This is a genomic window from Alteromonas sp. BMJM2, assembly GCF_027257845.1.
In the GTDB taxonomy this organism is placed as follows: domain Bacteria; phylum Pseudomonadota; class Gammaproteobacteria; order Enterobacterales; family Alteromonadaceae; genus Alteromonas.
The window spans coordinates 169,930-188,796 of sequence record NZ_JAPVOT010000008.1 but is presented as its reverse complement, the minus strand read 5'-3'; the positions used below and the strand labels follow the sequence as shown (position 1 = coordinate 188,796).

General features: G+C 43.0%; 17 protein-coding genes. 8 read left to right on the top strand and 9 right to left on the bottom strand.

Annotated features, from left to right (window positions below; genetic code table 11):
- The first annotated feature begins 142 nt into the window (after window positions 1-142).
- Complete coding sequence (locus tag O9X84_RS11070; RefSeq protein WP_269519818.1) at window positions 143-985, top strand: DUF6279 family lipoprotein; 843 nt, start codon at window positions 143-145, stop codon at window positions 983-985.
- A gap of 15 nt (window positions 986-1,000) precedes the next feature.
- Here O9X84_RS11070 and O9X84_RS11065 read toward each other — a convergent pair whose 3' ends face one another.
- The gene (locus O9X84_RS11065) at window positions 1,001-2,641 is read right to left on the bottom strand and encodes a tetratricopeptide repeat-containing response regulator (protein WP_269519816.1); all 1,641 of its coding nucleotides are present in this window, start codon (window positions 2,639-2,641) and stop codon (window positions 1,001-1,003) included.
- A gap of 131 nt (window positions 2,642-2,772) precedes the next feature.
- On the opposite strand from O9X84_RS11065, the gene O9X84_RS11060 reads away from it, so the two are divergent.
- The 3 genes from O9X84_RS11060 to O9X84_RS11050 all read left to right on the top strand — a co-directional run bounded on the left by O9X84_RS11060 (window position 2,773) and on the right by O9X84_RS11050 (window position 4,748).
- Window positions 2,773-3,291 carry a VC2046/SO_2500 family protein gene (locus O9X84_RS11060; RefSeq protein ID WP_269519815.1) on the top strand — a complete coding sequence of 173 codons (519 nt, stop codon included), beginning with the start codon at window positions 2,773-2,775 and terminating at the stop codon, window positions 3,289-3,291.
- A 132-nt stretch (window positions 3,292-3,423) separates the two neighbouring features.
- Window positions 3,424-4,446, top strand: coding sequence for an oxygen-dependent tRNA uridine(34) hydroxylase TrhO (trhO, locus tag O9X84_RS11055; protein ID WP_269519814.1), 1,023 nt, complete (start codon window positions 3,424-3,426; stop codon window positions 4,444-4,446).
- A 59-nt stretch (window positions 4,447-4,505) separates the two neighbouring features.
- A complete protein-coding gene (locus tag O9X84_RS11050; RefSeq protein ID WP_442864528.1) occupies window positions 4,506-4,748 on the top strand; it encodes an EF-hand domain-containing protein in 243 nt (80 codons plus the stop codon).
- A 92-nt stretch (window positions 4,749-4,840) separates the two neighbouring features.
- On the opposite strand, the gene O9X84_RS11045 is transcribed toward O9X84_RS11050, so the two are convergent.
- The 3 genes from O9X84_RS11045 to O9X84_RS11035 form a co-directional block, all read right to left on the bottom strand.
- Window positions 4,841-6,172, bottom strand: coding sequence for a DEAD/DEAH box helicase (locus O9X84_RS11045; RefSeq protein ID WP_269519812.1), 1,332 nt, complete (start codon window positions 6,170-6,172; stop codon window positions 4,841-4,843).
- Between the two features lie 276 nt (window positions 6,173-6,448).
- Window positions 6,449-7,105, bottom strand: coding sequence for a CoA transferase subunit B (locus O9X84_RS11040; RefSeq protein WP_269519811.1), 657 nt, complete (start codon window positions 7,103-7,105; stop codon window positions 6,449-6,451).
- Window positions 7,105-7,812: a CoA transferase subunit A gene (locus O9X84_RS11035; RefSeq protein WP_269519810.1), complete on the bottom strand. Its 708-nt coding sequence runs from the start codon at window positions 7,810-7,812 to the stop codon at window positions 7,105-7,107. Before O9X84_RS11035 ends, O9X84_RS11040 begins: the two co-directional genes overlap by 1 nt.
- Before the next feature lie 104 nt (window positions 7,813-7,916).
- Here O9X84_RS11035 and O9X84_RS11030 point away from each other — a divergent pair, with 104 nt between their 5' ends.
- The gene (locus O9X84_RS11030) at window positions 7,917-8,882 is read left to right on the top strand and encodes a LysR family transcriptional regulator (RefSeq protein ID WP_269519809.1); all 966 of its coding nucleotides are present in this window, start codon (window positions 7,917-7,919) and stop codon (window positions 8,880-8,882) included.
- Between the two features lie 63 nt (window positions 8,883-8,945).
- Here the strand turns inward: O9X84_RS11030 and O9X84_RS11025 are convergent, their stop codons facing one another.
- Window positions 8,946-9,704 carry a hypothetical protein gene (locus O9X84_RS11025; protein ID WP_269519807.1) on the bottom strand — a complete coding sequence of 253 codons (759 nt, stop codon included), beginning with the start codon at window positions 9,702-9,704 and terminating at the stop codon, window positions 8,946-8,948.
- A gap of 158 nt (window positions 9,705-9,862) precedes the next feature.
- Window positions 9,863-10,564, bottom strand: coding sequence for a sensor histidine kinase (locus O9X84_RS11020; protein ID WP_269519805.1), 702 nt, complete (start codon window positions 10,562-10,564; stop codon window positions 9,863-9,865).
- Window positions 10,565-10,773: 209 nt separating this feature from the next.
- On the opposite strand from O9X84_RS11020, the gene cysB reads away from it, so the two are divergent.
- Window positions 10,774-11,748 (top strand): HTH-type transcriptional regulator CysB, encoded by a 975-nt coding sequence (gene cysB, locus O9X84_RS11015; protein WP_269519804.1) that lies wholly within the window; start codon window positions 10,774-10,776, stop codon window positions 11,746-11,748.
- Window positions 11,749-11,851: 103 nt separating this feature from the next.
- Here cysB and O9X84_RS11010 read toward each other — a convergent pair whose 3' ends face one another.
- From O9X84_RS11010 to pabB, 3 genes are all read right to left on the bottom strand, one after another.
- On the bottom strand, window positions 11,852-13,252 hold the full coding sequence (locus O9X84_RS11010; protein ID WP_269519803.1) for an L-serine ammonia-lyase: 1,401 nt from the start codon (window positions 13,250-13,252) through the stop codon (window positions 11,852-11,854).
- 195 nt (window positions 13,253-13,447) lie between these two features.
- Window positions 13,448-14,020 carry a CoA pyrophosphatase gene (locus O9X84_RS11005; protein WP_269519802.1) on the bottom strand — a complete coding sequence of 191 codons (573 nt, stop codon included), beginning with the start codon at window positions 14,018-14,020 and terminating at the stop codon, window positions 13,448-13,450.
- A complete protein-coding gene (pabB, locus tag O9X84_RS11000; RefSeq protein WP_269519801.1) occupies window positions 14,017-15,597 on the bottom strand; it encodes an aminodeoxychorismate synthase component I in 1,581 nt (526 codons plus the stop codon). The genes O9X84_RS11005 and pabB overlap by 4 nt, the downstream gene beginning before the upstream one ends.
- Before the next feature lie 209 nt (window positions 15,598-15,806).
- Between pabB and O9X84_RS10995 the strand changes: the two genes are divergently transcribed.
- Both O9X84_RS10995 and rmuC read left to right on the top strand, forming a co-directional pair.
- The gene (locus O9X84_RS10995) at window positions 15,807-17,336 is read left to right on the top strand and encodes a fumarate hydratase (protein WP_269519800.1); all 1,530 of its coding nucleotides are present in this window, start codon (window positions 15,807-15,809) and stop codon (window positions 17,334-17,336) included.
- A 132-nt stretch (window positions 17,337-17,468) separates the two neighbouring features.
- Window positions 17,469-18,860, top strand: coding sequence for a DNA recombination protein RmuC (gene rmuC, locus O9X84_RS10990; RefSeq protein WP_269519798.1), 1,392 nt, complete (start codon window positions 17,469-17,471; stop codon window positions 18,858-18,860).
- The last annotated feature ends 7 nt before the right edge of the window (window positions 18,861-18,867 follow it).

Here is an 18,867-nt window from a genome sequence, read left to right as displayed (position 1 = left end):
TATAGTATAAAAGTAGAGCACATTTATTGTAAAAAGTAGAACAGAAGTCAGGAAGGGACGTCATTAATATTGCACTTTTTCTGTTTCGGCGGTCTATACATAAATACGCTATTTGCACACAACATATTGAAGGTTAATCAGAATGCGCGTTGCTGTAATTTTTTTTCTACTCATTTCTCTTACGGCGTGTACCTCTAAACTCGCCTACGACAACTTAGATTGGTGGGTATATTGGTATCTAGATGATTATGTAGAGTTAAACGATAAGCAAGAAGAAAGGTTCGATGACTACTTAACTAATTGGCTACAGTGGCATAAGCGCAGTGAGTTGAAACGCTATGAGAATCAGCTGAAAACACTTAAACAGCAAGTACTAAACCGTGAGTTAGACTACGACACTGTCTATGGGCATATCAATGACGTGAGGACCCATTGGGAAAGAGTGCGAGCGGAGATAAGCCCGGAACTCGCTGAACTTGCTGTTGATCTTACTGACCAACAAATAGTGTCGTTATTCGCTACACTAGAAAAAGACAATAAGGAAGAAGAAGAGGAGCGAAAGGAGTTTCTCGAACAATCACAGACCGAGCGCAGTGAAAAGCGTATTGAGCGGATGACCGAGAACGTAGAAGAGCGCATTGGCGATTTGTCTGACGAGCAAAAACAAATTATTGCTACCTACAACGCCCAGTTTGTATCAACGTCTGACGAGTGGTTGCAGTATCGCAGAAAAATTCAAAATGCAGCCCGTCGATTGTTCATTACCAAAACCACCAATTCGAATTTTGTTCAAGACTTAACCTATTTAATGCAAAACCCAGATGAATATCGAAGCGAAGCCTACCAGCAAGCCAGCGCGCATAATATGAAAGTGGCAGCCACCATGGTCTCGGAAGTAGCATCCACCCTCAGTGATTCTCAAAGAAAAACTCTCATCGATAATATTGATGAATTTACTACAACAGTAGAGAGGTTTCAGAAGTAGTTACCAGTTAAAAAGCTATAATCCTAGAAAAAGCGATAACTCGTCACGCAAATTTGAGTACTTTTCGCTGTAGGCGTCTTTGAGTGGGATATTGTCCAATAATTTATAAAGGCGCCTGCATTCACCAGCCATCTGCGAGTCTGCTTTGTCGATAATTTTAAATAGCTGAAGTAGGCACTGAAGTAAATTTAGCGCAACACCAATATTCACTGGGGCATAATTTTGAGCCAAAGCAAACGACGCTTTTGCTCGCTCATATGAGTTCTGTTGATAGTGCTGAATACCTTCACGATTAAACTGCTGATAATTTGCCAAGTTGGTTTTTGCTTTTTCTGCCTCTTGTTCAAGCATAGATGCGCTGTTCTGATCTAATTCATCTGTTCTGGTTGCCACAATTTTCGACAGGGCAATCGCATCATCATACTCTCCCAATGAATACATCACATTAATACTGTCAGGCAGATAAACGGTGGGATGCTCAGCGTATTTTTCCTCGATAGCAACTTGCGAGTTGACTAGGTGTTTTTTTGCATCAATCAATTTTCCGTCTATTGCGTTCACTCTGGCGTTGACGATATTACCGAAAATATCCACATCGAAATTCCGATCCATTCTTAAAAGGTGCTCGTCAAATTTACCTCGCTGGAGTGCTAATAATGCCTCTTGTTGATATTTGTTCCGCTGCTTTTTGTCGTCAGAATGCTCTGCTACATCAAGAAGGCTACGTACTAACGTACACCAATGCAGACTATTCTTATGCACGGTGCGCTTAGAAAGATTCCAAATAGCGCTACATGATAAGGCAGCAGTGACGAAATCCAGATTTTGCTTTGCTATTTCACAAGCTTGCAAATGACGAGAAACTGAGTAAGGCGATAGTTTAATGGCTTCTTTAATTGCGTTTAAAGCCGCTTCTCGATTTTCTAACCCCTGATGAGCGAGGGCTAATATGTCGTTTGCATCAGCGCTAAAACGATTCCGTTTAAGGGTTTTCATCGCGATAGTGATAGCCTTGTCGTAGTCGGCGTTTTGAATGTAGGTTTTTCCCAATGCAATTTGAGCCCACAATACGGGCTTGCCGCTAGTGTAGGGAGCTAAGACAGCTAGCGCTCCTTTGCAGTCTTCTTTTCGACGGTAAGTTTCCACTAGCAGTTGTTCACAATGTCCCTTGTAATGTGAAGGTTTGTTGTACAAGGTGGTGAGTACTGTTATTGCATCAGTGAGTTGTTTTTTTTCTATATGTTCATAGGCCTGCTGCAAAAACTGTCGCTTTTGCCATGCTCTACTAATTCTGCTTTTCAATTGCACCTGAGAAAAGGGCTTAATTAAAAAGTCGTCAGGTCTTCTATCAATAGAACCAAGTACCATTGAGCGAGTACTGTCTGCACTTATCAAAATAAATACAGAGGTCGTTTTAATTAGTCGCTTTACTCGCAGCTCTTCGACTAGTTCATAGCCATTTTTGAAATCAGCGCCTAAGTGTAGATCGCAAACCACAATATCGAACTTTGTGCGTTTGGCTTCAGAAATAGCTTGTTCCGCTGAGGATTTTGTCACGATGTTGGTAGCGCCCATCGATTGCAATAATCCTTTAAGCATAAGCAAAAATGGTCGCTGATCTTCAACAATCAGTACTCTTTTATCACTGTATTTCACTGCATCCTCAAAGATTTGCAGAGCGAGAAAACATAATGATGGTTTAAAAATGTGTAATGAGCAATTTGATCCTTCAGAATATTATTATTCAGCCGACAACTAACGTATGAATATCACTACAGTTTTTCATCATGAGCGTTGAGCAAGTCAATTCAAACAGTACCGTTGAATTGGACCCTAGTTACCGCTGGGAGTTTAACGGTGCATTGGCAAAAGCCTCCTCACAAGGTCGCTTGTTTGCTCTGTATCTAGCCATGCATCAAAATGCGTTAGCCCATCCTATACATTTAACGCCACATGCAAAGAGCGAAGACTCACCCTATCAAAACGAAATAAGTAACCTGAGTCACTACAGACAGCCCGCATTACAAGCTGCAGATAAAGATTGGGCGAATATGGCTACGTTGGGATCACTCATGTCATCTGATTTAGCCTCTGCTCGCTTATTCTTATCGATGAACCCTTCACCGCTTGCCCAATTTGACGACGCGTCACGCATACCCGATGATGTTAAGAATAACTGCAGTCTGGGGACTCAAAAGCGTTTAGCCAATATTTACAAGAGTGACATCGAAGAAGACAATACTATGCTGTATGACATTATTAGCGCCAAGGACGAAAATGAAGAGCATGTTAGGATGGCAGTGTAGGGCAGTTTTGTTGATTTAGATCTACTGTAATAAACTTCGTTCGATTTTCCCATTGGTTTTACCTATCGTTTTGGTATACTGCGCGCCGCATTTTGCACTGGTCTTACGCTCCAATCAGCAAAGGTTAAAATAATGTCTACACAATCTGAATCAAAATATATTGTATGCGCGATGTACAAGTTCGTCGCGCTTGAAAACTTTAAGGAGATGCGCCAGCCACTTACTGACGTCATGGAAAAAAATGGCATCAGAGGCACGCTTCTACTCGCTCATGAAGGGATAAACGGAACCGTTTCTGGTCCCAGAGAAGGTATCGATGCATTAATCAGTTACCTAAATAGTGACGAGCGGATTAACCCTATTTCCTGTAAAGAGTCTCTTCACGATGAGCAGCCTTTCTATCGCACTAAAGTAAAACTTAAAAAAGAAATTGTCACCATGGGTGTTGAAGGGATAGACCCTCGGCAAACCGTAGGTACCTACGTAAAGCCCAGTGAATGGAATGAGTTAATAAGCGACCCAGACGTTACCGTTATCGACACACGTAATGGCTATGAAATAGAAATTGGTACGTTTAAAAACGCGATAGACCCAAAAACCGACACCTTCAGGGAATTTCCTGAGTACGTCGCTAAATCCCTAGATCCGGCTAAAAACAAGAAAGTTGCCATGTTCTGCACAGGCGGAATACGCTGCGAAAAATCTACTGCCTATCTCAAAGAACAAGGTTTTGAAGACGTTTATCACTTAGAGGGCGGAATTCTACAATACCTAGAGGATGTACCAAAAGAGGAATCCTTGTGGGAAGGTGATTGTTTTGTTTTTGATAATAGAGTGGCGGTCAATCACGACTTAGAGAAGAGTCATTACGAGCAATGTTATGCGTGTCGTTTACCCATCACTGCAGAAGATAAAGAGAGTGATAAATACGAGCCAGGAGTGAGCTGTCCCCATTGCCACGGCACCCATACTGAAGATCAAATCTCTCGATTTAGAGAGCGTGAGAAGCAGGTACAGCTAGCGAAAGCTAGACAGCAAGAACACGTCGGAACAGACGCTAGACTGACCATGGAACAAAAGCGCTTAGAGAAAGCTCAAGCACAGCGTAATCGCGCCTTAAAAGCAAATGAAAAGGCAAAAGAAAAAGAGGCATAGACACTCGAAAGGAGAGACGATACACTCACCCCATCGTTGTTGTTTTTTAAGGAATGAGAGTGAGTACTCAACTTTCAGATGCAAAAATTGAAGAGATAAGAAAAGACTTCAGTTTTTTTGACCGTGACGGAAATGGTCAAATAGATTTAACCGAGTTTATTGAGCTTTTAACCATTATTTCGCCGAAAACTAAGGCGAGCCACGTTGAAGAAGGCTTTAAATTAATCGACGGCAATGACGACGGTTATATAGACTTCGAAGAGTTTTTAGAATGGTGGCAAGAGTGTTGGTGGGAATACTAATACGTTTGCAATAACGGCCATTTCAAACACGAACAAAAAAAGCGAGCATAAGCTCGCTTTTTTTGTATTAGCACCCGTGAGTGTTTGATTGACTATTCTTCCTCAGAATCAGGCTCACTAGTATTACGGGGCTTGCGCTTCACCGGCACCATTCCAATATCCGCACCTTCCATAGGGTCAACACGTCTTACAGGCTTTGCTCTAACAGGCTTAGCATCACGGTTTTTGCCTGTTATTGGTTTTCCTTTACTCTGCGTACTCTTCTTCTTAGTGAAACCTTCAAATTTTGCACTAAATTCATCATGAGGTTTACATTCAAGGGCGTATTGAAGATGAGTTTTAAGTGCCTCGAAACTGTTCCAGTCTCTTGGACCAACAAGAGAGAAAGCTTCGCCTTTTTGTCCTGCTCGGCCGGTACGTCCAATTCGGTGAATATATTCATCGGCATTTTTGGGAAGGTCGAAGTTAACTACTAAACCGACTTTTGATAAGTCTAAACCACGAGAAGCTAAATCCGTTGTTACCAGAACACTTTGCTGGCCTCTAGAAAAACTGCTCATGATAGAAGCACGTTGATGCTGAGCTAAATCACCTCTTAAGGCGATAGCCTCAAGGTTATCTTCGTTGAGTATTGCAGCAATCCTATCGGTATCTTCGCGGGTAGCGGTGAACACAATCGCTTGGTTGTACTCTCGTTTAGCGAGTTCAAACCGAAGGATTTCGTCTTTATTACTCACGTTATCAGCAAAAAAGCAGGTTTGTTCTATATCGCCATGCTCGCCCGTAGAGCTACCCACAGCCACTCTTACCGCTGAATGAGTGAGTTGCGTTGTCATGTGCTTAAGCTCAATGTTATCGAGGGTGGCGGAAAACAACATGGTTTGACGCTTTCTGTGGTCGGCGTAGGTATTAATTAACTTAAGCTGAGCGGCAAAACCCAAATCAAGCATGCGGTCAGCTTCATCAAAAATGAGTAGTTCTAAGCCGTTTAAATACATGCTTTTGCCAATCAAGTGGTCGGCTATACGGCCAGCGGTGCCCACAATAATATGAGGATTGCGACGCAAACCTTTTACTTGGTCGTTGAAGTTTTCACCGCCAACAATGAGTTCGCAGGACAAACTTAGGCCACTACACATTGACTTTGCTTCAATAAAAACTTGCTTCGCCAGTTCTCTGGTTGGAGCAAGTATAAGTGCACGAGGGTCTTGTCGACTCAGTGCTTTTTGAGACATGAGACGATTAATCGCAGGTACTAAGAAGGCGAAAGTCTTACCTGAGCCTGTCTTTGAGGACGCGATAATGTCCTTACCCTGAATACCGGGTAGCATTGTCCGCTCCTGAATTTCCGTAAGGGTGGTGATGTTCTTACTTTCAAGTTTGGAGATAATTTTATGATGAACCGGTAAGTCAGTAACTAGCAAGGTAGAGCCTCTATGTGAATATTCGTGGGCATTATCCCTTAAAGGCTACTGATTTGAAAGTAAGTGATATCTATTCAGTGAAAACATAGCCATAAAAAGCAAAAAAGCCGGAAGAACTTTCACAATGCGCACAGTGAAGGTATTAACCCCTTATGCGATTAGCTCATTATCTTCCAGCTTTTAGTTAATATCGTCTAGCGTGCTTGTTGACAACATGGGAGCAGATACATATTTTACATGCGCTGTCATCATTGCTTTGCAATCACCCAATAGATTTTATAACACCATTTCTGCTACATCATCTGGCACAATAAGCTTACCAATGGTTTTCTCTTTAATCTCTTCTACAGATACACCAGGCGCTTTTTCCTGCAATACGAAAGCACCGTTCTCTACGGATAGAACGGCGAGATCAGTGATAATACGCGTTATACAGTTTACGCCTGTTAGGGGGAGCGTACACGCTGGTAGAAGTTTTGAGTTACCGTGTTTATCTGTGTGAGTCATAGTCACAATGATATTTTTAGCGCCTGCTACCAAATCCATTGCACCGCCCATACCCTTAACAAGCTTTCCAGGGATCATCCAAGACGCAATATTGCCAGACACATCAACCTCAAAGGCACCGAGCACCGTAAAGTCCACATGGCCACCTCGGATCATGGCAAAACTTTCTGCACTATTAAATATTGATGCGCCAATGGTCGCCGTCACGGTCTCTTTACCTGCATTAATCATGTCTGCGTCAACTTCGGCCTCGGTTGGGTATCGTCCCATTCCTAATAAGCCGTTTTCTGATTGAAGCATAACGCTGATGTCACCAGGCACATAATTGGCTGCAAGGGTAGGAATGCCGATACCGAGGTTTACGTAGTCACCGTCTTTAAACTCTTGTGCAACTCGCATTGCAATTTGGTCTCTCGTTAAAGCCATTACACGTCCTCCTTCGTTACTACACGGCGCTCTATACGTTTTTCAAATTCGCCTTTAATAATGCGGTTAACGTAGATCCCCGGCGTATGAATTTCGCTAGGAGACAAGGTTCCAGGCTCTACGATCTCTTCTACTTCCACTACCGTAATTTTGCCTGCTGTTGCCGCCATTGGGTTAAAATTTTGCGCTGTGTGTCTAAATACACAGTTCCCAAACTTGTCGGCTTTCCACGCTTTCACAATGGCAAAATCGCCAGTAATGGCGTGTTCTAGTATATACGGACGGCCATCAAATTCTTTAACTTCTTTGCCTTCGCCCACAGGGGTTCCATAACCAGTAGCGGTATAGAACGCTGGAATTCCTGCACCACCAGCGCGCATTTTCTCGGCCAGGGTACCTTGAGGCGTTAGCTCTACCTCAAGTTCACCGTTTAACAACTGTTTCTCGAATAATGCATTTTCGCCAACATAAGACGACACCATTTTAGAAATTTGCTTATCTTCTAGGAGTAAGCCTAATCCGAATCCATCGACGCCACAGTTGTTCGATACGACAGTAAGATCTTTTACGCCCATGGTTTTAATATGTGCAATCAAACCTTCAGGAATACCACAAAGACCAAATCCTCCGGCTATCACCGTCATTGAGTCCGATAACCCCGAGAGTGCCTCTTCATATGTGTTAACTACTTTATTAAATCCAGCCATTTAATTCTCCACTAATGGATTGTTAACAAATAGTATCTGTTCTGTAGCAACTTATGTAAAATTGAATTTATCTTCTTATTAATAAAATAAAGTTATTAATTGCCATGAACATTTCCTATCGTCACCTGCGTGCATTCATCGAAGTTGCTCACTCTACAACGTTCGCAGAGGCGGCTGCCAAGCTTTTCCTCACTCAGCCTGCGCTGTCTTCTTCAATAAAGAAAATGGAAGCTGAATTAGGTGGAAGATTATTCAAGAGAAACACACGAAATGTCAGTTTAACCCCCGAGGGAGAGGCTTTGCTACCCAACGCACTTCGCTTAAGTAGAGACTGGGATAATACATTTTCGGATATTCAGAATTTATTCGCAATGGCAAAAGGTCAGCTTACCATTGCCGCAATGCCGTCATTCGCAGAGTCACATTTACCGAGTCTGCTGCACGACTTTCATCACAAAGCGCCCAATATTAACCTTCGCGTTGTAGACGTAGTAATGGAGCAAGTCGTTCAGGAGATAAGAAACGGACGTGCAGAAATTGGCTTTACCTTTGAACCTGAACATAAAGAGGGCTTAGAGTTTGAGAGCTTGTTCACGGATCGCTTTGTCGTTGTAGCATCAGTAGAGCAGGCTGCAAAATTCAATAATAAAGCGAGCTGGCAGCAGTGCCTTAATTTTCCTCTGGTGATGATGAATCGTGGTTCAGCGGTAAGAAAGTGGACTGAAGCTGAGTTGTTACAATATGGCGAACCCAATATTGTGGCAGAAACCGGGCAGTTGGCTACGTTAGGTAAACTGATCAAAAGTGGTTTGGGAATTTCTATCATGCCATCAATTTGTCAACAGCAGATGGAAGCATTGGGTCTTATCGCGCTTCCTTTTTCAAAGGTAAATTCTTCAGAAGCGTCTTCTGATGCATCCCCCTGTGATAGAGAACCCTCTGACAAAGCACCTTTTAATGAAGGTTTATTGTGTAAACGAGTGGGACTATTAAGAAACGAGCGACGAGGGCTATCTGTATCAGCGCAAACTCTGTGGCAGCTGACCACAGAGCGCTATGCTAGTGAATAAGATGTTTGCCGAATAGGCCGTGATTAAGCTAAGCACACGGCAGTATTAAATGCATGTAAAGCGTTACCATTTTTTCTTAGGTGCAAAGAGTTCGTCAAGCTCGTCCCGTTCTTCCTCTTGCTTTCTCGCACGGTCTTTTTCGTTAACGCTTTTAAGGTCAGACTGAATTTCGTTTAGCCATGCGTTAAGCGTAGCAAGTTTTGATGAAACGTATTCATCATGATTGGTTTGATTCTCTAATGCGATTTTTGCTTTTTCGAAATACTGGCGAGCAGACCCCAGCATATTTGTCGATTGAGCTGTTCGCCCTCGCTTAATCAGAGTCTCCACATTCACCTTAACTTGCAGTCTTTCTAACTGTTTGTCTTCTTCAGAAAAAAGCTTTGAACCCACTTGGCCTTTGCTGTGTTCAGAGCGCAACAAAATACGAAGCTTTTTAACCGCTTGAATATATTGAATGATGGTTTTGTCATTGTCTGGCAGTACAAAGTCAACATTATCACTACCGTCGGTTTGAAGTGACGCGTCTGCAGCTTGTTTGCTACTTTCAATGCGTTGCTTTACATCACGCGTTGGGGCAATACTGTCAATCGCTTTAAGCGCGTTTGCCATGCGGTTATGCAAAATACCGATAATTCGTGAGGAAACGGGCATGTTGGTACAAGCCGAAAGCACATTTTCTGTCTCATCAACAATGGTCTTTTGTTTTGCTAATTCTGCTCTGCGCTCAGCTTCCTGCTTTTGTCTATGTTGCTGAATGGCGTTTATAAATATCGCGGCAATGAGCAATACAACAATTAGAATAATTATTATCACGTACATGCGTGTGGTTCCATCAGTTCATTATTTCCGAAACATTATTTCTAAATACATAGTTCAACAAATGCTATCTTAAAAACACTGTCTACATAAAATTTAGGCTCAGTTGCCGACGCTCGCTTTTGTTCTCATTATATCGGCCGCCTTATTATTGGTTAATTCTACGGTATTTTCACTTCAAATACACTTCCGCCGAGACTCCCGCCATTGGACAGTGAAATGATACCCGCCTTATCGTTGTGCGAATGAGCGTCTGCTATCAGTTTAGCGAAAAATAAACCCAACCCCGTTCGGCCCTGGCTCAGTTCAAAGTTACTCAAAGTTGAATGACTTTTAGACAGCATTTCGTCCGGATACCCATTGCCATCGTCTTCAATTTTTATTGACAGATAATCATCGACAACGCTTGCCCGTATGACTATACGAGATGTGCCATAGCGTAATGCGTTGACAATAACATCGTTTATCAAGAGATAAATAAGCTCGCTGTCTAAATACCAACTTACATCTTCATCAACATTTACAGTGACTTCGATGTTTTTTTGTTCTATGTAAAAAGCGTTTGACCCTACAACATCGTCAATTAAATCGGCAACAAAGCACTCATCCGAACTGATAGGGATACTTTCTAACTCAGACCGATACAAAGAAAGTATTTGCACTAACGTCGTATTCAATCGCGAGGCTTCATAGTGCACATTCGCAACTTGTTCTCTCGAGCCACTGTCTTCTTTTGATAATGTGTCTCTCAAACCTTCTATTGACTGAATAAGTAAAAACAAGGAGTTTTTCATATCATGCACAGCAGCGGCTAATACTGAAGAAAAGTCGATTTTGGCAGATATTTGTTTGTTTGATGTCATTGAGTCTCAGTTAACAGGGCGGCGACAACCTATTTATAATGTAGATTAAAACGAAGCAAAATGAATTCATGTTTTTGAATTTTATTCAATTTAAGCATCGTTTGAACAATATTATGGCTATTAAGTAATATCAACCTTTAAAAAAATGTAGTTTTGGTTATAAGTATAGGAGTATAGTGTATATAAAGAGCAATGAAGCGGTATAGCCAATGAAACTACAGCAACTTCGATACATAGTAGAAGTCGTCAATAACAATCTTAACGTATCTGCAACCGCAGAGAGTTTGTACACCTCTCAGCCCGGCATAAGTAAACAAGTTCGCATGTTAGAAGATGAACTGGGCATTCAAATTTTTGGCCGCAGTGGAAAGCATCTTACTCACGTAACGGATGCCGGCGGTGATGTTATTAATATTGCTCGTGAAATATTGGCCAAAGTAGAAAGTATAAAAGCGGTGGCTAGAGAACACACGTTGCCCGACCAAGGTAAACTCAACATAGCCACAACCCATACTCAAGCGCGCTATGCGCTTCCTGATGTTATTCAGGGCTTTATGACAAAATACCCCAAGGTGTCATTACATATGCACCAAGGCACTCCATCGCAAATAAGTGATTTAGCGGCAAAAGGTGAAGCGGATTTTGCAATTGCTACTGAAGCACTGCATCTATACAACGACCTCGTTATGTTGCCTTGCTACCATTGGAATAGAAGTGTCATCGTAAACAAAGATCACCCTTTATCTAAAAAGGGCTCTATCGACATAAGCGATATTGCGAAGTATCCGCTTGTGACTTACGTATTTGGGTTTACAGGCCGCTCTGAATTAGACCAAGCGTTTGAGCGTGCCGGTCTCACACCTAAAATTGTATTCACCGCCACCGATGCAGATGTTATTAAAACCTATGTGCGCCTTGGTGTTGGTATTGGTGTTATTGCTTCCATGGCGGTAAATGAAGAGTTAGATTCTGACCTAGTGAAAATTGATGCCAGCCATTTGTTCGACTATAGCACCACGAAAATAGGCTTTAGAAAAGGCTCGTTTCTACGCAGTTACATGTATGACTTTATTGAGCGCTTTGCGCCTCACTTAACAAAAGACAAAGTCGAAAAAGCCATGATGCTAAAAAATAATGATGAAGTTGAGAAGATGTTTAAGGGCGTTACGTTGCCCGTAAAATAACAAGCTCAACAAAAAAGACGCGATACCTGTTACCAAATTTTGGTGTACAAACAAGAAAGGGGCCCGCTGGCCCCTTTTGCTTATATAAAAAGTTTGTGCAGCGCTAGCACTCAATAATGTTAACCGCTAAGCCACCGCGGGCAGTTTCTTTGTATTTCGTTTTCATGTCGTTTCCAGTATCGCGCATAGTTTTAATCACCTTGTCTAACGATACCTTATGCTCGCCGGTACCGCGAAGAGCGAGCCTCGAGGCGTTAATCGCTTTTATCGCACCCATCGCATTACGCTCGATGCAAGGCACTTGAACTAAACCGCCAACAGGGTCGCAGGTAAGACCTAAATTGTGCTCCATTCCAATTTCCGCTGCGTTCTCGACCGATGATGCCGTTCCGCCCATAATTTCTGCAAGTGCGCCAGCAGCCATTGAACACGCCACGCCAACTTCGCCTTGGCAGCCAACTTCGGCCCCAGAGATTGACGCATTCTCTTTATACAGAATGCCTATCGCTCCAGCGGTAAGGAGAAATCGACTGGCTACTTCTTCATCCACAGGTCGGATGAATTTATCAACGTATTGCAATACCGCTGGAATAATTCCAGCGGCCCCATTGGTTGGCGCTGTAACCACACGACCACCCGAGGCATTTTCTTCGTTAACAGCCAATGCAAATAGATTTACCCAATCCATGGTCTGCATGGGGTCGGTGGTATGTTCGGTTTGTAAGCGACGGTAAAGCCCTGGAGCTCGACGTACCACCTTTAAACCGCCAGGTAAAATGCCTTCGCTTTCTATCCCACGCTGAATACACGCTTTCATAACAAGCCAAATATTATAAAGCGCTTGCTTGACTTCATGTTTAGGCCTAAATGTTGACTCATTCTTAAGCATTAACGAGCTGATGCTCAAACCATTGTTTTTACACAGCAACAAAAGCTCTTCTGCCGTTTTAAAGGGCAGGGGAACTTCAGCCTGCAGCGACGCGGCATGTGCTTTTGTTTCATCAAAATCTTCATCTTTGATGATAAAGCCACCACCGATGCTGTAATAGGTTTGCTGAGCGACAACCGTCGCGCCATTCATGGCGAAAAACGTTAATGCATTTGCGTGTTTAGGCAATGTCTTTCTGCGATGAAAGACAATGGCGTTCTTGTTAGGAAACGCGATTTCTTTTTCGTCGTTTAAACACAGTGTTTCTGTTAAGTGCACATGCTCAAGCATGGCGTCAATTTTATCAACGTCGACAAATTCAGGGGTGTGACCTAAAAGACCGAGGATAACGGCTTTACCCGTTCCATGGCCTATGCCGGTTTGGCCCAGTGAACCAAAAAGCTCAACCTTTATCGTGTCTACGCTCGATAAAAGCGAATCTGATTTCGGGCCTTCAGATTTTGTTTCTGATTTTGCTAGAAAAGCAGCAAATTCAGCACCTGCTTTCATTGGGCCAACAGTATGTGAACTTGAAGGACCAATACCAACGCTAAACATGTCAAATACACTTATCATAAACTTCAAAATGTTATTTAGTAATGACAACGATCATGCATTCAGCAAACATTAACTACAATACAGAAATGCTAATAATGTGATTAGTTTTGCTAATAGACTGTAAAGATAAATTGATAGGGCGAATTACTCACTCTCCTTGTAAGCGTGGAATTACTGAAGGCAGAAACGGTAATATCGATTTTTTTCAGTTGCTTACGGATGAATATGGTGTGAAAGATTTCGTAGGATAGCTGCAGTTGCACCCCAAATCATACGCTCTTGCCATGGTATGAAATAAATGGGAAATGCCCGTTTATTAAGATGGGTTTTATGAATTAAATGGTTTTTTCGGTTTAAAACGTGAGCTAACGGTACTTCAAAAGCGCTTTCAACTTCATTGGGATCAAGTTTGAGTTCAAAGCTTGGATTAACGAACCCGACTACGGGCGCAATTTCGTAACCACTGACGGTACGGTAGCGAGGAAGAACGCCAACAATGTCTACATGACTGGGCGGCAACCCAATTTCCTCATCAGCTTCTCGCATTGCTGCATCAAAAAGGGTGTTATCAGATTCTTCAACTGCACCGCCCGGAAAGCTAATTTGCCCTGGGTGATGACGTAAATGATGTGCTCGCTCTGTAAGAAGCACGCTAAGAGAAGTGCCATAATCGACTAGAGGAATGAGAACTGCCGCAGGCCGTCCCGTTTTGGTAAGGGGAAAGTCAGGCTCTAAATGCGGCAGACGCAAATGGTGAAACTGATTCAAAAATTCATCTTTTGTCATTCATTGCCCTCGTTAAATGCAGCTAACACAGGGATTATTTTCGATACTTTATCTAATGTTTCTTGGTATTCGTCTGGCGCCTGTGAGTCCAAAACAATACCACCGCCTGCCCAGCAATGCAGCTTATTGTTTTCTGCCAATACGGTGCGTATACAGATACTTGAGTCCATGTCCTGACGACACCCCATATAAAATATACTGCCACAATAGATATTGCGTCTATGTGGTTCTAATTCATCAATAATTTCCATAGATCTAATCTTGGGTGCTCCAGTAATTGAGCCTCCAGGAAATGCTGATGCCAAAAGGTCTAGTGGTGTTGATTCGCTTGCTAACTTTCCTGTGACTGTGCTTACAAGGTGGTGCACCGCCTCATAGCTTTCAAGAGCAAATAAGGCTGGAACATTCACCGTTCCAGGGTTGCAGTGTTTTGAAATGTCATTGCGAAGCAAGTCCACAATCATCAAATTTTCAGATCGATCTTTTTCTGCATTCAACAGCGAGTTTGCACTTTCTTCATCACGCTGTTTATCCGTAAAACGGGGACGGGTGCCTTTAATAGGTTTGGTTTCTACAATACCATTCTTTACGCTCAGAAAACGTTCAGGCGAGATGCTCGCTATAGTTCCTTCGGGTAAATGAAAATACGCTGAAAATGGCGCTTGATTAGTATCGCGCAATCGACAGTATGCTGTCCAAAAGTCGCCACGATAATGCGCAGTGAAACGCTGAGCCATATTCACTTGATAACAGTCACCCGCAGTCAGGTATTCATGGATTGTCGAAAGTCGCTGGCAATATTCGTGTTTCGTCAAATTAGACGCAAAGGGGGTCGTTACAGTGAATTCTTCGCGTTTTAAAGATTCTGCACGTCCACGATTTTCGCCCTGTTCACGAGTATTCTCATTTATTGAGTTTTGCGCTGCTAAGTTTGAATTTACTGTTTGTAACCAACTTTGGTCTGGAAAATCGACGTGGGAAAAGCTCGATTGAGAAAAATCAGGTTGAGAAAAATCAGGCTGAGTACTGCTATTCGCTGAGCAATAATAAAAAAGCCCAGTTTTCGTGTCTTCAATAATCGACTGTAAGTACAGGCCTACAGCAAAGTCAGGCGTGTCGTAGTCATCTTCAGCACGAGCGGGTAGGGTTTCGTAAAACCTGCCTGTATCGTAGCCTGCCATTCCGGCAACCCCGATGAGAAAAGGCAAATGAGCAAATTGGCTGTCAACTGTATCGGCAATATGCGCAACCTGTTTGTGTAGATATTTTTCAGTTGCTTCGAAGGGCGCTTCATTGACTGTACATGAAGTATTACTGATGGCATCAATCAATTGGGTTTGCCCTTTTGCGGCTCTAATCATCAAAGACGGGTTCCACGCCATGATGTTAAAACGGCCATCACTTTGCTTTGAACCCGCAGTGTCGAGCAAAATTGACCACTCACAGTGAGCAACCTGACTAAACAAGTTTAAGAATGTGGTTGAAGCAGCCGCGCTATCTGCACTCAAAAAGTGCGCAATTTGTTGCTGTGTGAAAGGAGTAACGGAAACGTTGGTGATATCTGCAATAAAAGACATAAATATTATTTGCGCTTTGTTCTTCTATACTAGGCATATTCGCTGCACTCAAATGGACATATGCATTGTAACTGATGCGTAAATTACGCTGCCAACAATGATAAAAACCCAACGGCACACGCTTTTGCATGGTGCGATGATAATAGATGCGTTAGTATACGCTTTTTTAGTTAGCTAAGACCACGAAAGCAAAATAAAAAGAGGATGTCATGACCGTTATCCGTCAACAAGACTTCATTGATAGTATTGAAGATTCCCTGCAGTTCATTTCTTACTACCATCCGTTAGACTATGTAAAAGCAGTCGAGGAAGCCTATAACAAAGAGCAAAGCCAAGCGGCCAAAGACGCCATGGCTCAGATTCTTATTAATTCTCGTATGTCGGCAGAGGGTAAACGTCCCTTGTGCCAAGACACCGGGATAGTAACCTGTTTTGTAAAAGTAGGAATGGGCGTGTCTTGGGATAAGACCGACATGACAGTGCAGGAAATGGTAGATGAGGGGACGCGCCGTGCCTACCTCAACCCAGATAACCCCTTAAGAGCCTCTATCGTGTCAGATCCAGCAGGGGCAAGACAGAATACGAAAGACAACACGCCGGCAGTTGTACACATTGATATGGTGCCAGGCGAAAAAATTGAAGTCATGATCGCTGCTAAAGGCGGTGGTTCTGAAAATAAATCAAAAATGGTTATGCTTAACCCTAGCGATGACATTGCTGATTGGGTGGTAAAAACATTGCCAACTATGGGGGCAGGTTGGTGTCCGCCAGGTATGCTTGGCATAGGCATAGGTGGTACTGCTGAAAAAGCAGCGGTCTTGGCAAAAGAGAGTTTGATGGATCCTGTGGACATTCAGGAACTGATTGAACGCGGCCCGCAAAATACCGATGAAAAATTGCGTCTTGAGATTTTTGAGCGAGTCAACAAGTTAGGCATTGGCGCTCAAGGACTTGGCGGTCTGACTACCGTTGTTGATGTTAAGATTAAATCACTGCCTACTCACGCTGCATCTAAGCCGGTTGCTATGATCCCTAATTGCGCGGCCACACGCCACGCTCATTTCTACCTTGATGGTTCTGGTCCTGCTGAACTAACGCCGCCACGTTTAGAAGACTGGCCAGAAGTGACCTGGGAAGTCGGTGAAAATACTCGCCGCGTAAATTTAAACGATGTGACTAAAGAAGACATACAAGACTGGAAAGTCGGCGAAACAGTACTACTTTCTGGAAAAATGCTAACCGGGCGAGATGCTGCCCATAAGCGCATTCAAACCATGATGGATAATGGTGAAGGATTACCAGAAGGCGTTGACCTGACTAATCGATTCATCTACTACGTGGGACCGGTTGATGCGGTTGGCGATGAAGTGGTTGGCCCAGCAGGCCCAACAACTGCAACACGTATGGATAAGTTTACCGATATGATGCTTGAGAAAACAGGCCTAATTGGCATGATTGGTAAAGCTGAACGCGGTCCTGCTACGGTAGACTCAATCGCTAAACACAAAGCGGTATATTTAATGGCTGTAGGCGGTGCGGCTTACTTAGTGTCTAAAGCCATCAAGAAGTCTCGAGTTGTGGCCTTTGAAGAGCTTGGTATGGAAGCTATTTACGAGTTCGACGTTGAAGATATGCCGGTAACCGTAGCGGTTGATAGCACCGGTGCCAATGCCCACAAAACTGGGCCTGCTATTTGGAAGGCAAAAATCGAAGATTTAGATTCATCACTGAGTAAATAAGCGGTTTTTATGTAAAAACGCTCCTCAAGCACTATGTGTTGGGGGATGTTAGATACACTAGAAAAAAACAGGTGCCAATGGCGCCTGTTTTTGTTTATAGTGCTGTACAAAATAACAGTACAAAAGCGCACTATGTTTATCCAATACTTATCCTCACACTCCCTTGTATTATTCATCATTGCTGTCATCACCTTAATTCTTCTTGTCGGCTTTGTTGCTCGTTCCCTACATTTCAACGCTCAATTACGAAACAAAGAAAGCAGTTATGACGAGCTATCCAGTGAACTAACGTCTCTAAGACAACACTTCGCAGTAGTTAGCGCAAAATCTGAACGAGTCGAGCAACTAGAAATTACGAATCAATCTCTAGTGCAGTCGTTACATGAAGAGCGCATTGCGCTAGCTAGAGTGAAAGCGCAAAACGAGGCCCAGCAAGGGCGAATAGATGCGCTTCATGAAAACCATGAAGAAAAACTGGCCAATATGGCTGCCTCTGAACAACGGCTGCAAACACAGTTTGAAAATCTAGCCAATAGAATCTTTGAGGAAAAGCAGCAGCGATACACAACGCAAACCAAACAAAATATTGAGGCAGTGCTCGCGCCGTTTAAGAACGAACTTGAAGGCTTCAAGCGTCAAATATCAGAGCAGCATATAAGAGAAGGACAAGAGCGGGCGTCTCTTAAAACAGAGATACTAAGCCTGAAAGAACTTAATCAAAAAATAACAGAAGAAGCTTCTGCGCTTACAAGCGCACTCAAAGGTGATAATAAGAAACAAGGAAATTGGGGCGAAGTGGTTTTAGAGCGCATATTAAAAGAGTCGGGCCTAAGAGAGGGGCATGAATTTGAGACCCAAGTATCTGCCAACTCTGATAGCGGAAGGCGTTTACAACCGGATGTTGTCGTCCATTTACCTAACGACAAAGATGTCATCATAGATTCAAAGGTCAGTCTTGCAGCCTATGAGCGTTTTTACAACTGCGAAGACGAATCGCAAAAAGCGCTGTATTTAAGCCAGCATGTGACTTCTATCAAAGGACACATTAAGGGGTTAGGGGCAAAAGACTATCAAAATCTCAAAGGGTTAAGAACCCTTGACTATGTGCTGCTATTTATTCCCATAGAGCCCGCATTTTTATTGGCAGTAGAAGAAGAGCCAGAGCTAGTCACTTTGGCGCTAAATCACAATATCATGTTGGTTAGTCCGACTAATTTACTTGTTGCCTTGCGTACAATTAACAATATTTGGCAGTACGAATATCAAAATCAAAACGCGCAAAAAATAGCAGAGCAGGCCGGAAAGCTTTACGACAAATTTGTAGGCTTTATTAACGATATGGAAAAAGTGGGTAAGTCGTTAGACAGTGCCCAAGGCAGCTTTGAACAGGCTATGAATAAGCTAACACGTGGTAGAGGAAACATTGTTCGCCAAATAGAAAACTTTAGAGAGTTGGGAGTACAGCCTAGTAAGCGATTAGATGTGAACCAGCATGGTTTATCTAGCGACGATAAACAGGATTAAGCTTGTG